Annotated in this window: 19 protein-coding genes and 2 pseudogenes; 15 read left to right on the forward strand and 6 right to left on the reverse strand. The window is 62.0% G+C overall.

The features are described from left to right. Positions 1 to 145: 145 nt before the first annotated feature. The gene (locus tag OO258_RS27650; RefSeq protein WP_404943662.1) at positions 146 to 1,018 is read right to left on the reverse strand and encodes a methyl-accepting chemotaxis protein; all 873 of its coding nucleotides are present in this window, start codon (positions 1,016 to 1,018) and stop codon (positions 146 to 148) included. Then, positions 1,001 to 1,897: pseudogene (locus tag OO258_RS27655) on the reverse strand (MCP four helix bundle domain-containing protein); the annotation flags it as partial. The gene OO258_RS27650 and the pseudogene OO258_RS27655, both read right to left, overlap by 18 nt. Before the next feature lie 150 nt (positions 1,898 to 2,047). Here OO258_RS27655 and OO258_RS11835 point away from each other — a divergent pair. The 4 genes and pseudogenes from OO258_RS11835 (at position 2,048) to OO258_RS27665 (ending at position 4,694) form a co-directional block, all read left to right on the forward strand. Further along, on the forward strand, positions 2,048 to 2,278 hold the full coding sequence (locus OO258_RS11835) for a hypothetical protein (protein WP_110744750.1): 231 nt from the start codon (positions 2,048 to 2,050) through the stop codon (positions 2,276 to 2,278). Beyond that, positions 2,275 to 2,577, forward strand: coding sequence for a cell division protein ZapA (locus OO258_RS11840; RefSeq protein WP_110744749.1), 303 nt, complete (start codon positions 2,275 to 2,277; stop codon positions 2,575 to 2,577). The genes OO258_RS11835 and OO258_RS11840 overlap by 4 nt, the downstream gene beginning before the upstream one ends. Positions 2,578 to 2,801: 224 nt before the next feature. After that, a pseudogene (mcpH, locus tag OO258_RS27660) lies at positions 2,802 to 3,830 on the forward strand (methyl-accepting chemotaxis protein McpH); the annotation flags it as partial. A 135-nt stretch (positions 3,831 to 3,965) separates the two neighbouring features. Continuing rightward, positions 3,966 to 4,694 (forward strand): methyl-accepting chemotaxis protein, encoded by a 729-nt coding sequence (locus tag OO258_RS27665; RefSeq protein WP_407473313.1) that lies wholly within the window; start codon positions 3,966 to 3,968, stop codon positions 4,692 to 4,694. A gap of 34 nt (positions 4,695 to 4,728) precedes the next feature. Here OO258_RS27665 and OO258_RS11850 read toward each other — a convergent pair whose 3' ends face one another. After that, positions 4,729 to 5,769 carry a low specificity L-threonine aldolase gene (locus OO258_RS11850; protein WP_266030579.1) on the reverse strand — a complete coding sequence of 347 codons (1,041 nt, stop codon included), beginning with the start codon at positions 5,767 to 5,769 and terminating at the stop codon, positions 4,729 to 4,731. Between the two features lie 338 nt (positions 5,770 to 6,107). Between OO258_RS11850 and OO258_RS11855 the strand changes: the two genes are divergently transcribed. From OO258_RS11855 to fdhA, 7 genes are all read left to right on the forward strand, one after another. Further along, positions 6,108 to 7,361, forward strand: coding sequence for a serine hydroxymethyltransferase (locus tag OO258_RS11855; RefSeq protein WP_003255681.1), 1,254 nt, complete (start codon positions 6,108 to 6,110; stop codon positions 7,359 to 7,361). A gap of 15 nt (positions 7,362 to 7,376) precedes the next feature. After that, complete coding sequence (locus OO258_RS11860) at positions 7,377 to 8,627, forward strand: sarcosine oxidase subunit beta family protein (protein WP_266030582.1); 1,251 nt, start codon at positions 7,377 to 7,379, stop codon at positions 8,625 to 8,627. Positions 8,628 to 8,641: 14 nt separating this feature from the next. Beyond that, positions 8,642 to 8,977, forward strand: a complete 336-nt coding sequence (locus tag OO258_RS11865; protein WP_009683373.1) for a sarcosine oxidase subunit delta — start codon at positions 8,642 to 8,644, stop codon at positions 8,975 to 8,977. Beyond that, on the forward strand, positions 8,974 to 11,988 hold the full coding sequence (locus tag OO258_RS11870; protein ID WP_266030585.1) for a sarcosine oxidase subunit alpha: 3,015 nt from the start codon (positions 8,974 to 8,976) through the stop codon (positions 11,986 to 11,988). Before OO258_RS11865 ends, OO258_RS11870 begins: the two co-directional genes overlap by 4 nt. 170 nt (positions 11,989 to 12,158) lie before the next feature. Continuing rightward, complete coding sequence (locus OO258_RS11875) at positions 12,159 to 12,791, forward strand: sarcosine oxidase subunit gamma (RefSeq protein ID WP_110744745.1); 633 nt, start codon at positions 12,159 to 12,161, stop codon at positions 12,789 to 12,791. Positions 12,792 to 12,802: 11 nt separating this feature from the next. Next, positions 12,803 to 13,660: a formyltetrahydrofolate deformylase gene (gene purU / locus OO258_RS11880; RefSeq protein ID WP_266030587.1), complete on the forward strand. Its 858-nt coding sequence runs from the start codon at positions 12,803 to 12,805 to the stop codon at positions 13,658 to 13,660. Between the two features lie 208 nt (positions 13,661 to 13,868). Then, positions 13,869 to 15,068 (forward strand): formaldehyde dehydrogenase, glutathione-independent, encoded by a 1,200-nt coding sequence (gene fdhA, locus OO258_RS11885; protein WP_009683378.1) that lies wholly within the window; start codon positions 13,869 to 13,871, stop codon positions 15,066 to 15,068. A 155-nt stretch (positions 15,069 to 15,223) separates the two neighbouring features. Here the strand turns inward: fdhA and OO258_RS27480 are convergent, their stop codons facing one another. Next, the gene (locus OO258_RS27480; protein WP_323054381.1) at positions 15,224 to 16,114 is read right to left on the reverse strand and encodes an RHS repeat-associated core domain-containing protein; all 891 of its coding nucleotides are present in this window, start codon (positions 16,112 to 16,114) and stop codon (positions 15,224 to 15,226) included. Between OO258_RS27480 and OO258_RS11895 the strand changes: the two genes are divergently transcribed. Beyond that, complete coding sequence (locus OO258_RS11895; RefSeq protein ID WP_266030589.1) at positions 16,020 to 16,592, forward strand: DUF2780 domain-containing protein; 573 nt, start codon at positions 16,020 to 16,022, stop codon at positions 16,590 to 16,592. The genes OO258_RS27480 and OO258_RS11895 overlap by 95 nt on opposite strands. A gap of 117 nt (positions 16,593 to 16,709) precedes the next feature. Here the strand turns inward: OO258_RS11895 and OO258_RS11900 are convergent, their stop codons facing one another. Both OO258_RS11900 and OO258_RS11905 read right to left on the reverse strand, forming a co-directional pair. Next, positions 16,710 to 18,059 (reverse strand): APC family permease, encoded by a 1,350-nt coding sequence (locus OO258_RS11900; protein ID WP_266030590.1) that lies wholly within the window; start codon positions 18,057 to 18,059, stop codon positions 16,710 to 16,712. 131 nt (positions 18,060 to 18,190) lie between these two features. After that, positions 18,191 to 19,078: an acyltransferase gene (locus OO258_RS11905; RefSeq protein WP_266030592.1), complete on the reverse strand. Its 888-nt coding sequence runs from the start codon at positions 19,076 to 19,078 to the stop codon at positions 18,191 to 18,193. Positions 19,079 to 19,259: 181 nt separating this feature from the next. Between OO258_RS11905 and OO258_RS11910 the strand changes: the two genes are divergently transcribed. From OO258_RS11910 to creC, 3 genes are all read left to right on the forward strand, one after another. Continuing rightward, the gene (locus OO258_RS11910) at positions 19,260 to 19,760 is read left to right on the forward strand and encodes an ATP-dependent zinc protease (RefSeq protein WP_110745917.1); all 501 of its coding nucleotides are present in this window, start codon (positions 19,260 to 19,262) and stop codon (positions 19,758 to 19,760) included. Between the two features lie 147 nt (positions 19,761 to 19,907). After that, the gene (gene creB / locus OO258_RS11915) at positions 19,908 to 20,588 is read left to right on the forward strand and encodes a two-component system response regulator CreB (RefSeq protein ID WP_266030593.1); all 681 of its coding nucleotides are present in this window, start codon (positions 19,908 to 19,910) and stop codon (positions 20,586 to 20,588) included. Next, the gene (gene creC, locus OO258_RS11920) at positions 20,588 to 22,024 is read left to right on the forward strand and encodes a two-component system sensor histidine kinase CreC (protein WP_266030595.1); all 1,437 of its coding nucleotides are present in this window, start codon (positions 20,588 to 20,590) and stop codon (positions 22,022 to 22,024) included. Before creB ends, creC begins: the two co-directional genes overlap by 1 nt. The last annotated feature ends 99 nt before the right edge of the window (positions 22,025 to 22,123 follow it).

Consider the following 22,123-nt stretch of genomic DNA (forward strand, 5'->3'; position numbering starts at 1 on the left):
ACTAGGTGAGATGTCAGTAGCCTGAGGTGGTGAATGGTTGCTGGATGTTGGGTATCAATGCTGGCCTCTTCACGGGGCAAACCAGCGCAGAACCTGTGGGAGCGGGCTTGACCCGCGAATGGGCCGCACCGCGGCCCCAACATTGTCAGGTACGGAAACGTGCCACCAGGCCATTCAGGTCCACGGCGAGCCGCGACAACTCCGCGCTCGCCGCGCTGGTCTGGTGCGCCCCGGTAGCGCTCTGCACCGACAGGTCATTGATGTTCACCAGGTTGCGGTCCACTTCCCGCGCCACCTGTGCCTGCTCTTCCGCCGCGCTGGCAATCACCAGGTTACGCTCGTTGATCTGCGCTACCGCCCCGGCAATCGTGTCCAGCGCCATGCCCGCACCGCGGGCGATGTTCAGCGTCGATTCGGCGCGTTCGGTGCTGGTGCGCATCGACTCAACCGCTTCTTCGGTACCCCCCTGGATGCTGCCGATCATCCGCTCGATTTCACTGGTCGACTGCTGGGTACGATGGGCCAGCGCGCGCACTTCATCGGCGACCACGGCAAATCCACGGCCTGCTTCACCGGCACGCGCCGCTTCGATGGCAGCGTTCAGCGCCAACAGGTTGGTCTGGTCGGCCAGCCCTCGAATCACATCCAGCACTTTGCCGATATCACGCGATTGCTCGGCCAGGTGGGTGATCAGTTTCGCCGTAGCCTGCACATCACCGCTCATGCGCTCGATGGCGCCGACCGTTTCCATCACCAGGTCACGACCATCGCCGGTCGAGCGGCTGGCTTCGCTGGACGCTTCGGAAGTGCTCACGGCATTGCGCGCCACTTCTTCCACAGCGCTGGTCATTTCCGTAACGGCCGTGGCGGCTTGTTCGATTTCGTTGTTCTGTTGCTGCAGGCCGCGGGCACTTTCGTCGGTGACCGCATTCAGCTCTTCGGCCGCCGAGGCCAATTGGGTGGCGGAGCCGGCGATCTGTTGCAGGGTGTCACGCAGCTTGTCCTGCATGCGCGCCATGGCGCGCAACAAGCGGGCCGCTTCATCAGTGCCTTCGGCGCGGATGACGTGGGTCAGGTCACCGTCGGCGACCTGCTCGGCACTCTTGAGCGCTTCTTCGATGGGCTTGACGATGCTGCGGGTCAGCAGGAACGCGCAGAGGAAAGTCAGCACGGTGGCCGCGACCAGCAGGCCGATCACCAGGGCGAAGGCGACCGCGTACTGGCTGGCGGCCTTTTCGTTGGTGGCGCGGGTCTGGTCGGTGTTGATGCGCACCAAAGTGTCCATCACCTTGTTGACCTGCTCGGAGTTGGCCAGCAGGTCGCGGTTGAGCAGATCGCGCAATTCGGCAGTACGGTCGGCCTGGCTGAGGCTGCGCATGCGCGATTCCAGCTGGCGGTACTGGTTGAGCAACTGGCCGTACTGGTCGAATGCAGCCTGTTCGTCAGCGGCGCCGATCATCGGCAGGTAGGCCTGGCGTGCGCGGTCGATCTGGGCGTTACGCTGGTCCAGCAAGGCAAGGGTGTCGCGCAGGGTTTCCGGTTCGCGGTTGAGCAGCAGGCGGTAGGAGAGGGTGCGCATGCGCAGGTTAAGCGCGGTGAGCTCGTCGAGGATCTTGATACTCGGCACGCTGACCTGCTCGATAACCACGCCGGCCTGGCGGATGTTGCCCATCTGCACCAGCGAGAAGATACCAAGGCCGAGCATCAGCAGGCCGATTAGCGCGAAGCTGAGCAGCGCGCGCGGGGCAATATTCATGTTGCGTAGAGACATGGAAGAAGGGATCCAGGCAGGGAAAAGAACGTGAGTGAAGTGCGACGAAATGGGACTTACCGGGCTATCGGTCGTGACTGACCAGTCTTGAGTGCCTGCCGTCAAAATTGTGAGGTAGCTAACCATTTCCTGACCGGCGGTTGACCCAGGTCGGAACAAGGGGGTGGTTCCTCTGTCAATCTGCGGGTTAGACACGTTGTGATTCCGATATTTAATGGCGATGGGCCGCACTTTTCTTTATCGTGTGCGCCCCTCGCAACAACCTGAGATAGACCCATGCTGGAAGCTTCCCTGAATCAAATCGAGCAACTGGTCAGCGACCTGATGCAGAAGAACGCTCAACTCACCGAGCAGAACACCGCCCTCGGCCAGGAACTGGCCCAGGCCAAGGAAGAAAACGAAACCCTGCAGCTCTCGCTGATGGAGCAGGAAGAGAAGAACGGCGCTACCGCAGCGCGCATCCAGGCCTTGGTTGATCGCGCCAGCGCGGGCGTTGTCGGCGCATGAGACTGCAAGAGCAGCCGATCAATGTCGTGTCGATTCTCGGCATCGACTATTCGATCAAGGCGCCCGAAGGCCAGGAAGAAACCCTGGCCCAGGCGGTACGGATGCTCAACACTGCCCTGAACGAGACCAAGCGCCAGTACCCGACCTTGATCGGTGACAAGTTGCTGGTGCTGGCTGCCCTCAACCTTTGCTCCAAGCAAGTTGAGCTGCAGAAGGAACATCAGCAGACGCTGGCGCGCACCCAAGCGCAGATCGATGCCACGGTGGATGCCATCGTGCGGACCATTGCAGAGCAATAAGACCGCACACCGTCCCGTGTAGGAGCGGGTTTACCCGCGAAAGCGTCAGTGGCTTCAACATCGCATTCGCGGGTAAGCCCGCTCCTACAGGGTGCATCTGATTGCTTCAGATCACTGGATTAACTGGATACGCAAGTGTATACACTTCCCGCAAAACAATAATGTTGCGGGGGTAGGGCATGGGCATCTGGCGCAAGAGCATCCAGTGGCAATTGATCACCAGCATGGGCGCTGCCCTGCTGGCGAGCATTCTGGTGGTGGTCATTATCTTCACCGTGGCGCTCAATCGCCTCACCGACCGCTATCTGGTCGACACTGCCCTGCCAGCCAGCATCGAAGCCATCCGCAATGACATCGAGCGCATGCTGGGCCAACCGCTGGTCGCTGCCGCGGACATTGCCGGTAACACCCTGCTGCGCGACTGGCTTGCTGCCGGTGAAGATCCCGCGCAGGCACCCCAATTCATCGAATACCTAAACGCCGCCAAACAGCGCAACCACGCCTTTACTGCGCTGTTCGCCTCGACTGAAACCGGCCACTACTACAACGAGAACGGCCTGGACCGCACCCTCAGCCGCAGCAACCCCAAGGACAAGTGGTTTTACGGTTACATCGACAGCGGCGCTGAGCGGTTCATCAACATCGACATCGATGGAGCCACCGGCGAACTGGCACTGTTTATCGACTATCGAGTGGAAAAAGAAGGCAAGCTAGTAGGTGTGGCCGGCATGGGCTTGCGCATGACCGAGTTATCGAAGTTGATCCACGACTTCAGCTTTGGGGAGCACGGCAAGGTGTTCCTGGTGCGCAACGATGGCCTGATCCAGGTGCATCCCGATGCTGCCTTCAGTGGTAAGCGCCAGCTTGCCGAGCAGCTTGGCGCGGACGCAGCCAAAGGTGTCATGGCCGGCGGCGGGAGCCTGCGTAGCAGCCGCTTCAGCCGTGACGGCGAGCGCTACCTGGCGCTGGGCCTGCCGCTACGCGACCTCAACTGGACCCTTGTGGCCGAAGTGCCAGAGTCGGAAATTTACGCGCAAATGCATCAGGCCCTCTGGCTGACCAGCCTCATCGGTGGCGCCGTCGCGTTGGTGTCACTGCTGTTGGTGGTACTGCTGGCGCGTGGCCTGGTGCGGCCGATTCGCCGGGTTACCGCCGCGTTGGTTCAGATTGGCGGTGGAGCGGGTGATCTCAGCCACCGGCTGGACGATTCGCGTCAGGATGAACTGGGTGACCTGGCCCGTGGTTTCAACCGCTTCCTGGACAGCCAGCGCAGCCTGATCGGCGAGGTGTTGAGTACCTCCGAGCGGCTGCGGCGGGCCGTGGAGCAGGTAACCCAGGTGGTGGACAACACCGCCGAGCGCTCCGGGCGCCAGCAGGAGATGACCGAGATGGTCGCCACTGCTGTACACGAGATGGGCCTGACCGTGCAGGACATCGCCCGCAATGCCGGCGATGCGGCGCAGGCGTCGCAGTCGGCACGAGACGAGGCGTTGCAGGCCCGCGAGGTGGTGCAACGATCCATTCGTGGCATCGAGGGCATGTCAGGCGACATCGGCAAGGCGGCCGATGCCGTCAGCCAGCTGGCCGACGAAGTCGCCTCGGTCGATGAAGTGCTCGCGGTAATCCGCAGCATTTCCGAGCAGACCAACCTGCTCGCGCTGAACGCTGCCATTGAGGCAGCGCGGGCAGGGGAGATGGGGCGCGGGTTCGCTGTGGTGGCCGATGAAGTACGTACGCTGGCCCGGCGCACACAGCTGTCCACCGATGAGGTGCAGCAGATGATCCAGCGCCTGAAGCTAGGTGCAGGTTCAGCGGTGAGTTCAATGCAGGCAGGGCAGCAGGCAACCGGCAGTGGCGTGGAATCGAGCCAGCGCACCGGGGCATCGCTGAGCGCGATTACCGACCAGGTAGAGCACATCAGTGATATGAACCACCAGGTGGCCACGGCTACCGAGGAGCAGTCGGCGGTGACCGAGGAAATCAACCGGACGGTGCAGGGGATTTCCGATTTGGCGCGTGAGACGGCGGCGGAGGTGCAAGGGTGCCGGGAGGAGTGCCAGGCGTTGCGTGGGTTGGCTGATGACCTGGCGCGACAGATGGGTGGGTTCAGGCTTTAGATCGCCGGGGCCGCGAGGCGGCCCCGGTACTCGCTCAACCGCCAATGATCGCGCGGATATCCGCCGCCAGTTCACGCACCCGCGCTTCTTCGGTATCCCACGAGCACATGAAGCGCGCGCCACCGCTGCCGATGAAGGTATAGAAGCGCCAGCCCTTGCCACGCAGGGCCTCGATGGCGTGCTCCGGCATCTGCAGGAATACCCCGTTGGCCTCTACCGGGAACATCAGCTCCACCCCTGGCAAGTCACTCACCAGCGAAGCCAGCAACTGCGCGCAATGATTGGCATGGCCGCCATGGCGCAACCAGGCGCCATTCTCCAGCAGCCCGACCCATGGCGCCGACAGGAAGCGCATTTTCGACGCCAATTGCCCGGCCTGCTTGCAGCGGTAGTCGAAGTCTTCGGCCAGCTGGCGGTTGAAGAACAGGATAGCCTCCCCCACCGCCATGCCGTTCTTGGTGCCACCAAAGCACAGCACGTCGACGCCGGCCTTCCAGGTCAGCTCGGCTGGGCTGCAACCCAGGAACGAGCAGGCATTGGTGAAGCGCGCGCCGTCCATGTGCAGGTTGAGGCCCAGCTCCTTGCAGGTAGCGCTGATCGCCTTCAATTCGTCAGGGCGATAGACGGTGCCGACCTCGGTTGCCTGGGTGATGGTGACCACGCGTGGCTTGGGGTAGTGAATGTCCTGGCGCTTGAGCGCCACTTCGCGGATCGACTCAGGCGTCAACTTGCCGTTGACGCTGGGTGCGGTCAGCAGCTTGGAACCGTTGGAGAAGAACTCTGGGGCGCCGCATTCGTCGGTTTCGACGTGGGCGGTCTCGGAGCAGATCACGCTGTGATAGCTCTGGCACAGCGACGCCAGGGCCAGGGAGTTGGCAGCGGTGCCGTTGAACGCGAAGAACACTTCGCAGTCGGTTTCGAACAGCTTGCGGAAGTACTCCGATGCACGCTCGGTCCACTGGTCGTCGCCGTAGGCGCGGTCGTGGCCGTGGTTGGCTTTTTCCATCGCCGCCCAGGCTTCGGGGCAGATGCCGGAATAGTTGTCGCTGGCGAATTGTTGGCTCTTGTCTGTCATGGCACGGTCCTGTGAACGACGCAGATCAGCACTCTAAACCATCGATTCAGCACTTGCCTATACAACCCGTGCATCGGCTGATTTCTGTGTTGCCCGGGCTGGCCCTTTCGCGGGTGAACCCGCTCCCACAGGGCGCCGCAAGCCTTCAGAGCGCCGCCGTACCGGTGGGAGCGGGTTCACCCGCGAAAGGGCCAGCACAAACAGCACAACAGCGAATGTCGTAAACGCGCCATTGCAAGGCGTGCGCAGGCATCTGACCCAACCCCGCCAGTCATACCATCGCCACAAAGGGCCACAGTGTCCCACGACAAAAAACGATCGCTGCCGGGAGATACACGATGTTCAGCAAGCAAGACCAGATCCAGGGTTACGATGATGCACTGCTGGCGGCGATGAATGCCGAAGAACAGCGCCAGGAAGACCACATCGAGCTGATCGCCTCGGAAAACTACACCTCCAAGCGCGTGATGCAGGCCCAAGGCAGCGGCCTGACCAACAAGTACGCCGAAGGCTACCCGGGCAAGCGCTACTACGGTGGCTGCGAGCACGTAGACAAGGTAGAAGCCCTGGCCATCGAGCGCGCCAAGCAGCTGTTCGGTGCCGACTACGCCAACGTCCAGCCGCACTCCGGCTCGTCGGCCAACGGGGCCGTCTACCTGGCACTGCTGCAGGCCGGTGACACCATCCTTGGTATGAGCCTGGCCCACGGCGGCCACCTGACCCACGGCGCCAAAGTGTCGTCCTCTGGCAAGCTGTACAACGCTGTGCAATACGGCATCGACACCAACACCGGCCTGATCGACTATGACGAAGTCGAGCGCCTGGCGGTCGAACACAAGCCAAAAATGATCGTTGCCGGTTTCTCGGCCTACTCCAAGACCCTCGACTTCCCACGCTTCCGCGCCATCGCCGACAAGGTCGGTGCGCTGCTGTTCGTCGACATGGCCCACGTCGCCGGCCTGGTTGCCGCTGGCCTGTACCCGAACCCGATCCCGTTCGCCGACGTGGTAACCACCACCACCCACAAGACCCTGCGCGGTCCACGTGGTGGCCTGATCCTGGCCAAATCCAACGAAGAGATCGAGAAAAAGCTCAACGCCGCAGTATTCCCAGGCGCCCAGGGCGGCCCGCTGATGCATGTGATCGCCGCCAAGGCCGTGTGCTTCAAGGAAGCGCTGGAGCCTGGCTTCAAGGCCTACCAGCAACAAGTGATCGAAAACGCCCAGGCCATGGCCCAGGTGTTCATCGACCGCGGCTACGACGTGGTGTCCGGTGGCACCGACAACCACCTGTTCCTGGTCAGCCTGATTCGCCAGGGCCTTACCGGTAAAGATGCCGACGCCGCCCTGGGCCGCGCCCACATCACCGTCAACAAGAACGCAGTGCCGAACGACCCGCAGTCGCCGTTCGTCACCTCGGGCCTGCGCATCGGTACCCCGGCCGTTACCACCCGCGGCTTCAAGGTCGCCCAGTGCGTGGCCCTGGCCGGTTGGATCTGCGACATCCTCGACAACCTCGGTGACGCCGACGTCGAAGCCGATGTGGCCAAGAACGTCGCGGCGCTGTGCGCTGATTTCCCTGTTTACCGCTGAGTGGAGTAAACGACCATGCAACGCTACTCGGGCTTCGGCCTTTTCAAGCACTCCCTCAGCCACCACGAGAACTGGCAGCGCATGTGGCGCACGCCGACCCCTAAAAAGGTCTACGACGTGGTCATCGTCGGCGGTGGCGGCCATGGCCTGGCCACGGCCTACTACCTGGCCAAGGAACACGGCATCACCAACGTTGCCGTGATCGAGAAGGGTTACCTGGGCGGCGGCAACACCGCCCGTAACACCACCATCGTGCGTTCCAACTACCTGTGGGACGAATCGGCGCACCTGTACGAGCACGCCATGAAGCTGTGGGAGGGCCTGTCCCAGGACCTCAACTACAACGTGATGTTCTCCCAGCGCGGCGTGTACAACCTGTGCCACACCTTGCAGGACATTCGTGACTCCGAGCGCCGCGTCAGCGCCAACCGCCTCAACGGTGTCGATGGCGAGCTGCTGAACACCGCCCAGGTCGCGGCCGAAATCCCGTACCTGGACTGCTCGAAGAACACCCGTTACCCGATCCTTGGCGCCACCGTTCAGCGCCGTGGTGGCGTGGCCCGCCACGACGCCGTGGCCTGGGGCTATGCCCGCGCTGCCGACGCCCTGGGCGTGGACCTGATCCAGCAGACCGAAGTGATCGGCTTCCGCAAGGAAAACGGCGCGGTCATCGGCGTGGAAACCAACAAAGGCTTCATCGGCGCCAAGCGCGTCGGTGTGGTCACCGCGGGTAACTCCGGGCACATGGCCAAGCTGGCCGGTTTCCGCCTGCCGCTGGAATCGCACCCGCTGCAAGCGCTGGTATCCGAGCCGATCAAGCCGATCATCGACAGCGTGATCATGTCCAACGCCGTACACGGCTACATCAGCCAATCCGACAAGGGCGACCTGGTGATCGGTGCCGGTATCGACGGTTGGGTCGGCTACGGTCAGCGCGGTTCCTACCCGGTGATCGAGCACACCCTGCAGGCCATCGTCGAGATGTTCCCCAACCTCTCGCGCGTGCGCATGAACCGCCAGTGGGGCGGCATTGTGGATACCTCGCCGGACGCTTGCCCGATCATCACCAAGACCCCGGTCAAGAACATGTTCTTCAACTGCGGTTGGGGTACTGGCGGCTTCAAGGCGACCCCGGGTTCGGGCAACGTCTTCGCCGCGAGCCTGGCCAAGGGCGAAATGCACCCACTGGCCGCGCCGTTCTCCATGGACCGTTTCTACAACGGCGCACTGATCGACGAACACGGCGCCGCCGCCGTCGCCCACTAACCGGAGACACCGTCATGTTGCATATTTTCTGTCCCCACTGCGGCGAGCTGCGCTCCGAAGAAGAGTTCCACGCCTCTGGCCAGGCGCATATCGCCCGCCCGCTGGACCCTGCCGCCTGCTCCGACGAGGAGTGGGGTACCTACATGTTCTACCGTGACAACCCGCGCGGTATTCACCACGAACTGTGGGACCACGTTGCCGGCTGCCGCCAGTACTTCAACGTCACCCGCGACACCGTGACCTATGAAATTCTGGAAACCTACAAGATTGGCGAAAAGCCGCAAGTGACCGCCAACGGTAAAGCTGCCAGCGCACCGTCCGCTGTCAAAGGCCAAGGGGAAAAAGTATGAGCCAGACCTATCGCCTCGCCAGCGGCGGCCGTATCGACCGCAGCAAGGTCCTGAACTTCACCTTCAACGGCAAGACCTACCAGGGTTATGCCGGTGACAGCCTGGCCGCCGCGTTGCTGGCCAACGGCGTCGACATCGTCGGCCGTAGCTTCAAGTACTCGCGCCCACGCGGCATCATCGCCGCCGGTACCGAAGAGCCGAACGCCATTCTGCAGATCGGCTCCAGCGAAGCCACCCAGATCCCTAACGTGCGTGCTACCCAGCAGGCACTGTACGCAGGCCTGGTAGCCAACAGCACCAACGGCTGGCCGAACGTCAACAACGACGTCATGGGCATCCTTGGCAAGGTCGGTGGCAGCATGATGCCGCCAGGCTTCTACTACAAAACCTTCATGTACCCGAAATCGTTCTGGATGACTTACGAGAAGTACATCCGCAAGGCAGCCGGCCTGGGCCGCGCACCGCTGCAGAACGACCCGGACAGCTACGACTACATGAACCAGCACTGCGACGTGCTGATCGTCGGCGCTGGCCCAGCTGGCCTGGCCGCGGCACTGGCCGCTGCGCGCAGCGGTGCCCGTGTGATTCTGGCTGACGAACAGGAAGAGTTCGGTGGCAGCCTGCTCGACACCCGCGAAACCCTCGACGGCAAGCCTGCCGCTGATTGGGTAAGCGCCGTGGTCAAAGAGCTGGAAGGCCTGCCGGAAGTGACCCTGCTGCCACGCGCCACGGTCAACGGCTACCACGACCATAACTTCCTGACCATTCACGAGCGCCTCACCGACCACCTTGGCGACCGCGCCCCGATCGGCCAGGTTCGCCACCGCGTGCACCGTGTTCGCGCCAAGCGCGTGGTCCTGGCTGCCGGCGCCCACGAGCGCCCGCTGGTATACGGCAACAACGACGTGCCGGGCAACATGCTGGCCGGTGCCGTGTCCACCTACGTGCGCCGTTACGGCGTGGCCCCGGGCCGCAAGCTGGTGCTGTCGACCAACAACGACCACGCCTACCGCGCTGCGCTGGACTGGCACGACGCTGGCCTGCAAGTGGTCGCCATCGCCGATGCCCGCCATAACCCACGTGGCTCACTGGTTGAAGAAGCGCGTGCCAAAGGCATTCGTATCCTCACCTCCAGCGCCGTGATCGAGGCCAAAGGCAGCAAGCACGTCACCGGCGCCCGCGTGGCGGCCATCGATGTGCAGGCGCACAAAGTCACCAGCCCAGGCGAAACCCTCGAGTGCGACCTGATCGCAACCTCCGGTGGCTACAGCCCGATCGTGCACTTGGCTTCGCACCTGGGCGGTCGCCCGGTATGGCGTGACGACATCCTCGGCTTCGTGCCAGGCGATGCCCCGCAAAAACGCGAGTGCGTGGGTGGCATCAACGGCGTTTATGCCCTGGGTGATGTGATTGCCGACGGTTTCGAAGGCGGCGTTCGCGCAGCCACCGAGGCGGGCTTCAAAGCCGCTGTCGGCACCCTGCCAAAAACCGTGGCGCGCAAGGAAGAGGCCACCGTGGCATTGTTCCAGGTGCCGCACGACAAAGGCACCAAGGGGCCGAAGCAGTTCGTCGACCAGCAGAACGACGTGACCGCCGCCGGTATCGAGCTGGCCACCCGTGAAGGCTTCGAGTCGGTAGAGCACGTAAAGCGCTACACCGCGCTGGGCTTCGGTACCGACCAGGGCAAGCTGGGCAACATCAACGGCCTGGCCATCGCCGCTCGCTCGATCGGCATCACTATCCCGGAAATGGGCACCACCATGTTCCGCCCCAACTACACGCCGGTTACCTTCGGTGCAGTAGCGGGCCGTCATTGTGGCCACCTGTTCGAGCCCGTCCGCTTCACCGCCCTGCATGCCTGGCATGTGAAGAACGGCGCCGAGTTCGAAGACGTCGGCCAGTGGAAGCGCCCTTGGTACTTCCCCAAAGCCGATGAAGACATCCATGCCGCCGTGGCCCGTGAATGCAAGGCTGTGCGCGACAGCGTGGGCCTGCTGGACGCCTCGACCCTGGGCAAGATCGACATCCAGGGCCCGGACGCGCGTGAGTTCCTCAACCGCATCTACACCAACGCCTGGACCAAGCTCGACGTGGGCAAGGCCCGCTACGGCCTGATGTGCAAGGAAGACGGCATGGTCTTCGACGACGGCGTGACCGCCTGCGTCGGTGACAACCACTTCATCATGACCACCACCACCGGCGGTGCCGCCCGCGTGCTGCAGTGGATGGAGCTGTACCACCAGACCGAATGGCCGGAGCTGAAGGTGTACTTCACCTCGGTCACCGACCACTGGGCCACCATGACCCTGTCCGGTCCTAACAGCCGCAAGCTGCTGAGCGAGCTGACCGACATCGACATGGACAAGGAAGCGTTCCCGTTCATGACCTGGAAGGAAGGCAACGTCGGTGGCGTGCCGGCCCGCGTGTTCCGTATCTCGTTCACCGGCGAGCTGTCGTACGAAGTGAACGTGCAGGCCAACTACGCGATGGGCGTGCTGGAGCAGATCATCGAGGCTGGCAAGAAGTACAACCTGACCCCGTACGGTACCGAGACCATGCACGTACTGCGTGCAGAGAAGGGCTTCATCATCGTGGGCCAGGACACCGATGGTTCGATGAACCCGGACGACCTGAACATGAGCTGGTGCGTTGGCCGCAACAAGCCGTTCTCGTGGATCGGCCTGCGTGGCATGAACCGCGAAGATTGCGTACGTGAGAACCGCAAGCAGCTGGTGGGCCTGAAGCCGGTCGACCCGACCAAGTGGCTGCCGGAAGGCGCCCAACTGGTGTTCGACCCGAAACAACCGATCCCGATGGACATGGTCGGCCACGTCACCTCCAGCTACGCGTCCAACTCCCTGGGCTACTCGTTCGCCATGGGCGTGGTCAAGGGCGGCCTCAAGCGCATGGGCGAGCGTGTCTACTCGCCGCAGGCGGATGGCAGCGTGATCGAGGCGGAGATCGTGTCTTCGGTGTTCTTCGATCCGAAGGGTGAGCGGCAGAACGTCTAAGGCCCCCGGTCCAACCGGTGCCAGGCGTGGAATGAGGTCTCTGTGGGAGCGGGCGTGCCCGCGAAGAGGGCGGTGAATTCAACATCGCATTCGCGGGCATGCCCGCTCCCACAGGATGGCCGTCTCCCGCAGGCACCGTGGTCGAATCCAGAATTCAAGGCAGGTAAGAAATGAGCGCTATCAACGTCTTCCAGCAAAACCCCGGCGCCGAGGCCAAGGCCCAGTCGCCACTGCACCATGCCGACCTGGCCAGCCTGGTTGGCAAAGGCCGCAAGAACGCAGGTGTAACCCTGCGTGAGAAGAAGTTTCTCGGTCACCTGACCATCCGTGGTGATGGCCACAACCCGGAATTCGCCGCTGGCGTGCACAAGGCCCTGGGCCTGGAGCTGCCGGTAGCCCTGACCGTGGTTGCCAATGGTGAAACCTCGCTGCAATGGGTAGGCCCCGATGAATGGCTGCTGATCGTCCCAGGCGGCCAGGAACTGGCGGTCGAGCAAAAGCTGCGCGCGGCCCTCGAAGGCCAGCACATCCAGGTAGTCAATGTCAGTGGCGGGCAAAGCCTGCTGGAGCTGCGTGGCCCGAACGTGCGCGAAGTGCTGATGAAGTCCACCAGCTATGATGTTCACCCGAACAACTTCCCGGTGGGCAAGGCCGTGGGCACCGTGTTCGCCAAGTCGCAACTGGTGATCCGCCGCACTGCTGAAGACACCTGGGAGCTGGTGATTCGCCGCAGCTTCGCCGATTACTGGTGGCTGTGGCTGCAGGACGCTTCTGCCGAATACGGCCTGAGCATCGAAGCCTAAGGAGCAAGAACATGAGTCGGGCACCGGATACCTGGATTCTCACCGCCGACTGCCCGAGCATGCTCGGCACCGTCGACGTGGTGACGCGTTACCTCTTCGAGCAGCGCTGCTACGTGACGGAGCACCACTCCTTCGATGACCGGCAGTCGGGACGCTTCTTCATTCGCGTCGAGTTCCGCCAGCCGGACGATTTTGACGAGGCTGGCTTTCGTGCTGGCCTTGCCGAGCGTAGCGATGCGTTCGACATGGCTTTCGAGCTGACCGCGCCCAACCACCGCCCCAAGGTGGTGATCATGGTGTCCAAGGCCGACCATTGCCTGAATGACCTGCTGTATCGCCAGCGTATTGGGCAGCTGGGCATGGACGTGGTCGCGGTGGTGTCCAACCACCCTGATCTCGAACCGCTGGCGCAGTGGCACAAGATCCCTTATTACCACTTTGCGCTCGACCCCAATGACAAGCCTGGGCAAGAACGCAAGGTGCTGAAGGTGATCGAGGAAACCGGCGCGGAGCTGGTAATCCTGGCGCGCTACATGCAGGTGCTGTCGCCAGAGCTGTGCCGGCGCCTGGATGGCTGGGCGATCAACATCCACCACTCGCTGTTGCCAGGGTTCAAGGGCGCCAAACCTTACCACCAGGCATACAACAAGGGCGTGAAGATGGTGGGCGCCACGGCGCATTACATCAATAACGACCTCGACGAAGGGCCGATCATTGCCCAGGGCGTCGAGGTGGTGGACCACAGCCATTACCCGGAAGACCTGATTGCCAAAGGGCGCGATATCGAATGCCTGACCCTGGCGCGGGCTGTGGGTTATCACATCGAGCGGCGGGTGTTCCTCAACGCCAACCGGACTGTCGTTCTCTGACATCCTGTATGGGCCGATTCGCGGGCTTGTCCCGCGAATGGCCTCACACCTTTGTACCTGCCGCTAAAAGGCATCTCCCTGTCGCTCCCAGTCAGCGCACATCTGGCCATCCGGCCCACAATTCCCTCATTCCAGAAACACATGCCGCCCACGGATGGCGGCGCGTTCAACCACCGCTGCATAAATATAAATCAAGCGAGGTAAGAGCATGTCTGGCAATCGTGGAGTGGTGTATCTCGGCGCTGGCAAGGTCGAAGTACAGAAGATCGACTACCCGAAAATGCAGGACCCGCGCGGCAAGAAAATCGAACACGGCGTCATCCTGAAGGTGGTCTCCACCAACATCTGCGGCTCCGACCAGCACATGGTCCGCGGTCGCACCACCGCCCAGGTCGGCCTGGTCCTGGGCCACGAAATTACCGGTGAAATCGTCGAGAAAGGTAGCGACGTCGAGCGCATGCAGATCGGCGACCTGGTCTCGGTACCCTTCAACGTCGCCTGCGGCCGCTGCCGCTCGTGCAAAGAGATGCACACCGGTGTCTGCCTCACCGTCAACCCGGCCCGCGCTGGCGGTGCCTACGGCTACGTCGACATGGGCGACTGGACCGGTGGCCAAGCCGAATACGTGCTGGTGCCGTACGCCGACTTCAACCTGCTGAAGCTGCCTGAGCGCGACAAGGCCATGGAAAAGATCCGTGACCTGACCTGCCTGTCCGACATCCTGCCCACCGGCTACCACGGCGCCGTAACCGCTGGCGTAGGCCCAGGCAGCACTGTCTACGTTGCCGGTGCCGGCCCGGTCGGCCTGGCCGCCGCTGCCTCGGCGCGCCTGCTGGGCGCCGCCTGCGTGATCGTCGGTGACCTGAACCCAGCTCGCCTGGCCCATGCCAAGTCGCAGGGCTTCGAAGTGGTCGACCTGTCCAAGGACACCCCGCTGCACGAGCAGATCGTCGACATCCTCGGCGAGCCGGAAGTGGACTGCGCCGTCGACGCCGTCGGCTTCGAGGCCCGTGGCCATGGCCACGAAGGTGCCAAGCACGAGGCCCCGGCCACCGTGCTGAACTCGCTGATGCAAGTGACCCGCGTAGCCGGCAACATCGGTATCCCGGGCCTGTACGTGACCGAGGACCCAGGCGCGGTCGATGCCGCTGCCAAGATCGGGGCACTGAGCATCCGCTTCGGCCTGGGCTGGGCGAAATCGCACAGCTTCCACACCGGCCAGACCCCGACCATGAAATATAACCGCCAGCTGATGCAGGCGATCATGTGGGACCGCATCAACATTGCTGAAGTGGTGGGTGTGCAGGTGATCAACCTGGATCAGGCGCCGGAAGGGTATGGCGAGTTCGATGCCGGGGTGCCGAAGAAATTCGTGATCGACCCGCACAAGATGTGGGGCGCGGCGTGATGCTGTGATGTCATGAAAAGCCCCTCATATCGAGGGGCTTTTTCATGGCTCTTGCGGGCTGTAGTGCCGCGCAATCTCACAGGCGACAAATCCCTTGGGACGAGAGCGAGTTATTGTGGGGAGGCTCGCAAACCGGCCCGCTCATCTTGGCAAGCCTAACCCCTGACTCTTGAAGATTCATGCCTGGCCGATCTTGCACTCCTGTTCTCAGGTCGAATCTTGTTCAATTGTGTAAAGCCAATTACGAGGGCGACTACAATTATGATAACAAGCAATATAACGGCGCCAAAAAGTGCCATGAAATGACCCGTAGGATCTCTATAGTTTATCGGGTCTCCCTTGCAATAGGCATAGGCATTTAGCCCACCCTTCCCAAACGGGCTCATGGAATCCGGTGAATGGAAGCGCATAAGTACCGGGTTATAAGCGCGATACCCGTTGCCCAACAGGTACAAGCCGAGCGGATCTCTGTGTTCACCATTGAAGCCCAGCGACGACGTTGCTTCAATCCCGTCAGGCAGGTGCCCGTACGGGGTATAAGAAAAAGGTGTGAGTGAGGATGGGTTATGGCTCATCAGTACCGATCGAGCAGGGTCGGAGCCAAGTAAACTCGCTTGGCTTGTCCCGCGCCGTTCCGCGAGTGGCCTGTCCTGATGACGGAACAGTAAGTTAGTCTGCGTGCTCGACTTGATACTATGTAGATTGTTGCCCTGATAGAAATGCTGCTGAATACTCATTGGCCTATCCCATTCAATATGATTGACCTGCCGGACCACGGTTAGGATGGGTGTCAGTGTCTGCCGCTCAGGATCACATGCACAACTAGCAAAAATGCTAGGTGGAATAGTTTGCGAGCGGCCAGGCAGCCCGATATATGGTTTGGAACAAATCTTGAAATATTCAGTCGAACGCCTCGTTTCCCAGGCCATTCCGGTCGATGAGGTCCCTCTGATGAAAGCACTCACCCTGGCAACCCTGATGACCCTGGCCGCAAGCCCGGTGTTCGCCTTCAACCTCAGCGATGCCGCCAACGCCGTCTCGGCCATGCAGAACCCAAAACAAGGCCAGGTACAGGCACCCGAAGCGCAGGCCAATTTGCTCAACACCTTGGGCAGCCAGCTGAACATTACCCCTGAACAGGCGGTAGGCGGAGCAGGAGCCATGCTGGGGCTGGCGCGCAACAACCTTAGCAGCGATGACTATGGGCAACTGACCAAGGCGGTGCCAGGGCTGGACCTGCTGGCCGGAGCCAATGCCCTGGGTGGCTTGAGTGGCTTGGGGGATTTGCTCGGCAAGAACAGCGAGAGCGAGTCGGCGCTGAGCAATGCGCTGGGTGGCAATGTGGAAAACCGCAGCGATCTGGACAATGCCTTCAAGGCGTTGGGGATGGATATCGGGATGATCGGGCAGTTTGCGCCATTGTTGCTGCAGTACCTGGGGCAGCAAGGGATTGCCGGGTCGTTGCTGCAGAATCTCGGGAGCCTTTGGACTACCCCAGCGCCATTGGCCCAGCCTTCGGTCTGAGGATTCCAGCGTCGGTATCCACGGACGGCGCCCAAAGCCTCAAGCCATGAGCTGAGTCCTGTGGGAGCGGCCTTGTGCCGCGAGAGGGCCGCTCCCGCAAAGCGCAATTGCATCTGGTCAGGCAGCTTCGGTGAAATCCACCAGGCGGACGGGGCGGCGGAAGCCTGCTGTCAGAACTGCCAGGTATGCAAGGCCCAGGGCAAACCAGCACAGGCCAATCACCAATGTCAGTGCCGAGAGGCTGGTCCATAACCACAAGGTCAGCCCCAACCCCACCAGCGGCACCAGACCATAGCTCAGCAGGCATTTGAAATTGCGCTGCGAGGCATCATCCATCAGGTGCGTTTTCACCACCGCCAGGTTCACCGCCGAAAACGCCACCAGCGCCCCGAAGCTGATCAGCGAGGCCAGGGTAGACAGGTCGATTACCAGCGCCAGTAGCGAGAACGCCGACACCAGCGCAATGGCGAACACTGGCGTACCAAAGCGCGGCGACAGGTAACCCAAGCTGCGCCGTGGCAGCACGTTATCCCGCCCCATGGTGAACAGGATGCGCGACACCGCGGCCTGCGAGGCCAGCGCCGAACCCAGGCTGCCCGCAACATAAGCAGCGGTGAAGAAGTTGGTGAGGAACTGCCCGCCAGCCTTGAACATCACTTCATTGGCCGCTGCGTCGGCATTGGCGAAGCTGCTGCCCGGCAGCACCAGCTGGCTGACGTAAGCCAGCACGGTGAACAGCAACCCGGCGAACAGGGTGGTGAGGATGATCGCCCGTGGCACGTCGCGGCGTGCGTCGCGGCATTCTTCGGCCAGGGTCGATACGGCATCGAAGCCCAGGAACGACAAGCACAACACCGCTGCGCCAGCCATCAGGTGGCCAAAGCCAGATTTGCTGCCGTCGCCGATTAGCGGCGACAGCAGGTCGAGCGGCTGGCCAGCCAATGTCTGGCAGGACAGCGCGACAAATACGCCAATGAACACGATCTGCGCGCCGACGATCAGATTGCTGGTCTTGGCCACCGAGTTTATGCCGACCACGTTCAGCACTGTTACCAAAGCGATGCATGCGAGCACGAAGGCCCACGCAGGCACTGCGGGGAACGCAATGTTGAGAAACAGGCCGATCAGCAGGTAGTTGATCATCGGCAGGAACAGGTAATCCAGTAACAGCGACCAGCCGGCCAGGAAGCCGACATTGGGGCCGAAGGCCATGTTGGTGTAGGAATAAGCCGAGCCCGCGACCGGGAAGCGCTTGACCATGAAGCTGTAGGACGCAGCGGTGAACAGCATCGCCACCAGGGTGACCAGGTAGGCCCCGGCGGTGCGGCCTCCGGTAAGTTCGGTGACGATGCCGTAGGTGGTGAAAATGGTCAGCGGGACCATGTACACCAGGCCGAAAAACACCAAGGCTGGCAGGCCGAGGACACGGCGAAGCTGGGCGGGGTTTGAGCTGGTTGGGTTGGCCATTGATCGATCCAGGCATTTTTGTAGTTGTGCTTTGGTCGATTTTTATCCAGTTAGGCAGCAGAAAACAAAAAAGTAATCCTTATGCTGATTATTAGCCTGGATTCTAATGGGATTCAGGGGTTGGAGATCTCTCAGCCCATCTCCGACCGCAGCTGCTCGATCCGCTGGTCTTTCTCCACCCACAACTGGTTGACCCAGGCCTGCACCATCTGGCGAAACTCAGGATCATTCTCGTAATCCCCCGCCCACAACGCCGGGTCCAGCTCCCGCACCTGAATGTCGATAATCACCCGGCTAATGCTGCCATTGAGCAACGCCCAGAACCCTGGCGCCTTGTTGCCGGGGTACACGATGGTCACGTCCAGCAGGGCATCCAGCTGCTCGCCCAATGCCGCGAGGACAAACGCCACACCACCGGCCTTTGGCTTGAGCAGATAGCGATATGGCGACTGCTGTTGCTGGCGCTTGGCTTCAGTAAACCGCGTGCCCTCCAGGTAGTTGACCACGGTCACCGGCTGGCGCTTGAACAGCTCGCAAGCCGCCTTGGTGATTTCCAGGTCCTTGCCCTTGAGCTCCGGGTGCTTTTCCAGAAACGCCTTGCTGTAGCGCTTCATGAACGGGTAATCCAGCCCCCACCAGGCCAGGCCAAGCAATGGCACCCAGATCAGCTCCTTTTTCAGGAAGAACTTGAAGAACGGTGTCCGGCGGTTGAGGCTTTCGATCAGCGCCGGGATGTCGACCCAGGTCTGGTGGTTGCTCACGGCCAGGTACGAGGTGTCCTTGCGCAGGTTTTCCACACCGCGGATGTCCCACTGGGTCGGGATGCACAGGGCGAAGATGGCTTTGTCGATTTCCGACCAGGTTTCGGCTACCCACATCACTGCCCACGAGGCATAGTCACGCCCACGGCCTGGCAGCACCAGCTTGAGCAGGGCGAAGACCAGCAGCGGGCAGATCAACACCACGGTGTTGAGCAGCAGCAGGGTGGTCGTAAGAATGCCGGTAAACAGGCGACGCATAAGGAAACTCTTGTTGTGGGAAGTTGGCAGGGCGCAATGATAAGCAGCGCCCAGGTCTACGCCAAATGTCCAATGCCCGACGGCGGGGACAAATGTTTCACATTATGTTGGTTAGGCTTGTGACAGCGAACCTATCTGCCCAGTGCAGTCTAAGCACTGACCCTCTCAAGGAAGCCTGCTTGTGAAATCTCTTTTAGCCATGTTGTCGCTGTTGGCGCTGCCGGTGATGGCCGCCGAACCCACTATCTACGGCCGTTACGAGAATATTGCCCTGCCTGAACTGGGCGAAACCCTTAAAGCCAAGATGGACACCGGTGCCTTTACCGCGTCGTTGTCGGCCAAGGACATCGAGTTGTTCACCCGCGATGGCGACGAGTGGGTGCGCTTCCGCCTGGCGACCAAGGACTCGGACGGCAAGGTTTACGAGCACAAGGTCTCGCGCATCAGCAAGATCAAGGGCCGGGCCGATGAAGAGGAAGAGGGCGATGCCCCGGAAATTTCCAAGCGGCCAGTGGTTGACCTGGAGCTGTGCCTGGGTGACGTGAAGCGTACCGTGGAGGTGAACCTGGTGGACCGCAGCAGCTTCAACTACCCATTGCTGGTGGGCTCCAAGGCGCTGCGTGAGTTCAAGGCGGCGGTCAACCCGGCGAAGAAGTTCACCGCTGGCAAACCAGACTGTTGATCTGAAGCGTCCGCCATACAATGTAGGAGCGGGCTTGCCCGCGAACGCACATAATGTAGTGTCAGGCACCGGCTTTGCCGGTGTTCGCGGGCAAGCCCGCTCCTACACTGAGCTGTGCCAACCTTCAAAACCGCAAGGCCGGACGCCATGCCTCATATCCTCATCGTCGAAGACGAAGCCGCCATCGCCGACACCCTGGTCTACGCCCTGCAGGCGGACGGCCACAGCACCGAATGGGTAACCCTGGGCAGCGCCGCCCTCGAGCAGCAGCGCCAGCGCCCGGCCGACCTGATCATCCTCGACATTGGCCTGCCCGACATCAGTGGCTTCGAAACCTGTCGCCAACTGCGCCGGTTCACCGACGTGCCGGTGATGTTTCTCAGCGCGCGGGACGGTGAAATCGACCGCGTAGTAGGCCTGGAAATCGGTGCCGACGACTACGTAGTAAAACCTTTCAGCCCTCGTGAAGTGGCAGCGCGCGTTCGGGCGATCCTCAAACGCATGGCCCCGAGAGCCGAGGTTGTCGGCGAAACCACCTTGTTCCAGCTTGACACCCTGCGCATGCAGATCACCTACCGCAGCCAGCCGCTCACGCTCACCCGGCATGAGTTTCGCTTGCTGCAATGCCTGCTCGAACAACCGCAGCGGGTGTTCAGCCGCGAACAACTGCTCGACGCTTTGGGCGTGGCCTCCGACGTGGGCTACGAGCGCACCATCGACAGCCATATCAAGAGCCTGCGCGCCAAACTGCGCCAGGTTGCGGGTGATGCCGAGCCGATCCAGACCCATCGCGGTCTCGGTTACAGCTACAGCCCGGACCACGCCTGATGCGCTTGGGCATTCGCATCTTCATGGTGTACTTCCTGTTCGTCGGGTTGGCCGGTTACTTTTTGCTCAATACCGTACGCGAACAGATTCGCCCGGTGGTGCGCCAATCCTCCGAAGAAACGCTGGTAGACACCGCCAACCTGCTGGCAGAAATCCTCCGGGATGAGGTCAAGGCCGGCACCCTGAACCAGGGCCGCCTGCCCGAGGTGCTCAAGGCCTACGGTTTGCGCAGCCCGGGGGCGCGGATCTGGGGCCTGGCCAAGAACCAGGTGAGCCACCGCATCTATGTCACTGACGCCAAGGGCATCGTGTTGCTGGATTCCAGTGGCGAGGCCCTGGGCAAGGATTACTCGCAGTGGAATGACGTGCTGCTGACCCTGCGAGGCCAGTATGGCGCCCGCTCCACCCGCAGTGACCCCAACGATGAAAGCACCTCGGTGATGCACGTTGGCGCGCCGATCATCGACGACGGCAAGATTATCGGCGTCGTCACTGTCGCCAAGCCCAATAGCTCATTGCAACCCTACATCGACCGCTCCGAGCGGCGCTTGCTCACTCTGGGGCTTGGGCTGATCGGCTTGGGCTTGCTGATCGGCGCGGCGCTGTCGTGGTGGCTTTCGCGCTCGCTGCGCAAGTTGGCGGGTTATGCGCAGGCGGTCAGCGAAGGTGAGCGTGCGGAGCTTCCGCATTACAAGGGCGGCGAGCTGGCGAACCTGGCACAGGCAGTGGAGCGCATGCGCACCCAGCTGGAAGGCAAGGCCTATGTCGAGCGCTATGTACACACCCTGACTCACGAGCTGAAAAGCCCGCTTGCGGCCATCCGTGGTGCTTCCGAGCTGTTGCAAGGCGAGGATATGCCCATTGATCAGCGGGCGCGCTTTGCCGGCAATATCGAACGCGAGAGCGAGCGTTTGCAGCAGATGATCGAGCGGTTGCTCAACCTGGCCAGGGTCGAGCAGATGCAGGCCCTGGAGGACGAGCAGCAGGTGGCGCTGGCGGCGTTGGTCGATGAGTTGCTGCTGGCCCATGCGGCGCGTATCGAAGGTGCCAGATTGCAGCTCCGTCAGCGGGTGCCTGCCACTTTGCGTTTGCTTTGCGATCCGTTTCTGATGCGCCAAGCGTTGGCCAACCTGCTCGATAACGCATTGGACTTCACCCCGGAAGGGGGCACGCTGCTGTTCGACCTGGAGCGCGATGGCGAACGCGTCGCGTTGAGTTTGTTCAACCAGGGGCAAGCGATACCGGCCTATGCCATCGGGCGGGTCAGCGAGCGGTTCTACTCGCTGCCGCGGCCTGGGAGCGGGCGCAAGAGCACCGGGCTGGGTTTGAACTTCGTGGCCGAGGTGATGCAACTGCATGGTGGGGCATTGGCAGTGGACAACGTCGATGGTGGGGTGCGGGTGCGGTTGTGGCTGCCGGTACGGCGCATCAGCTGAGACAGCCGGGGCTGCACACCAGCCCCAAATACACTTAAATCACACACGCTCTCCACAAAGCCTCCACGCAAGGCGCAGACACTGCGCCCACTGCCACAG

The sequence above is a fragment of the Pseudomonas sp. DCB_BI genome (assembly GCF_026240995.1).
In the GTDB taxonomy this organism is placed as follows: Bacteria; Pseudomonadota; Gammaproteobacteria; order Pseudomonadales; family Pseudomonadaceae; genus Aquipseudomonas.

Bases quoted from the DNA above. Each gene is read 5' to 3' on its own strand.
- OO258_RS27650 (WP_404943662.1), bottom strand. From the start codon at position 1,018: ATGGCGCGCATGCAGGACAAGCTGCGTGACACCCTGCAACAGATCGCC.
- OO258_RS11835 (WP_110744750.1), top strand. From the start codon at position 2,048: ATGCTGGAAGCTTCCCTGAATCAAATCGAGCAACTGGTCAGCGACCTG.
- OO258_RS11840 (WP_110744749.1), top strand. From the start codon at position 2,275: ATGAGACTGCAAGAGCAGCCGATCAATGTCGTGTCGATTCTCGGCATC.
- OO258_RS27665 (WP_407473313.1), top strand. From the start codon at position 3,966: ATGGTCGCCACTGCTGTACACGAGATGGGCCTGACCGTGCAGGACATC.
- OO258_RS11850 (WP_266030579.1), bottom strand. From the start codon at position 5,769: ATGACAGACAAGAGCCAACAATTCGCCAGCGACAACTATTCCGGCATC.
- OO258_RS11855 (WP_003255681.1), top strand. From the start codon at position 6,108: ATGTTCAGCAAGCAAGACCAGATCCAGGGTTACGATGATGCACTGCTG.
- OO258_RS11860 (WP_266030582.1), top strand. From the start codon at position 7,377: ATGCAACGCTACTCGGGCTTCGGCCTTTTCAAGCACTCCCTCAGCCAC.
- OO258_RS11865 (WP_009683373.1), top strand. From the start codon at position 8,642: ATGTTGCATATTTTCTGTCCCCACTGCGGCGAGCTGCGCTCCGAAGAA.
- OO258_RS11870 (WP_266030585.1), top strand. From the start codon at position 8,974: ATGAGCCAGACCTATCGCCTCGCCAGCGGCGGCCGTATCGACCGCAGC.
- OO258_RS11875 (WP_110744745.1), top strand. From the start codon at position 12,159: ATGAGCGCTATCAACGTCTTCCAGCAAAACCCCGGCGCCGAGGCCAAG.
- purU (WP_266030587.1), top strand. From the start codon at position 12,803: ATGAGTCGGGCACCGGATACCTGGATTCTCACCGCCGACTGCCCGAGC.
- fdhA (WP_009683378.1), top strand. From the start codon at position 13,869: ATGTCTGGCAATCGTGGAGTGGTGTATCTCGGCGCTGGCAAGGTCGAA.
- OO258_RS11895 (WP_266030589.1), top strand. From the start codon at position 16,020: ATGAAAGCACTCACCCTGGCAACCCTGATGACCCTGGCCGCAAGCCCG.
- OO258_RS27480 (WP_323054381.1), bottom strand. From the start codon at position 16,114: ATGGCCGAGACGGCGTTGGCGGCATCGCTGAGGTTGAAGGCGAACACC.
- OO258_RS11900 (WP_266030590.1), bottom strand. From the start codon at position 18,059: ATGGCCAACCCAACCAGCTCAAACCCCGCCCAGCTTCGCCGTGTCCTC.
- OO258_RS11905 (WP_266030592.1), bottom strand. From the start codon at position 19,078: ATGCGTCGCCTGTTTACCGGCATTCTTACGACCACCCTGCTGCTGCTC.
- creB (WP_266030593.1), top strand. From the start codon at position 19,908: ATGCCTCATATCCTCATCGTCGAAGACGAAGCCGCCATCGCCGACACC.
- creC (WP_266030595.1), top strand. From the start codon at position 20,588: ATGCGCTTGGGCATTCGCATCTTCATGGTGTACTTCCTGTTCGTCGGG.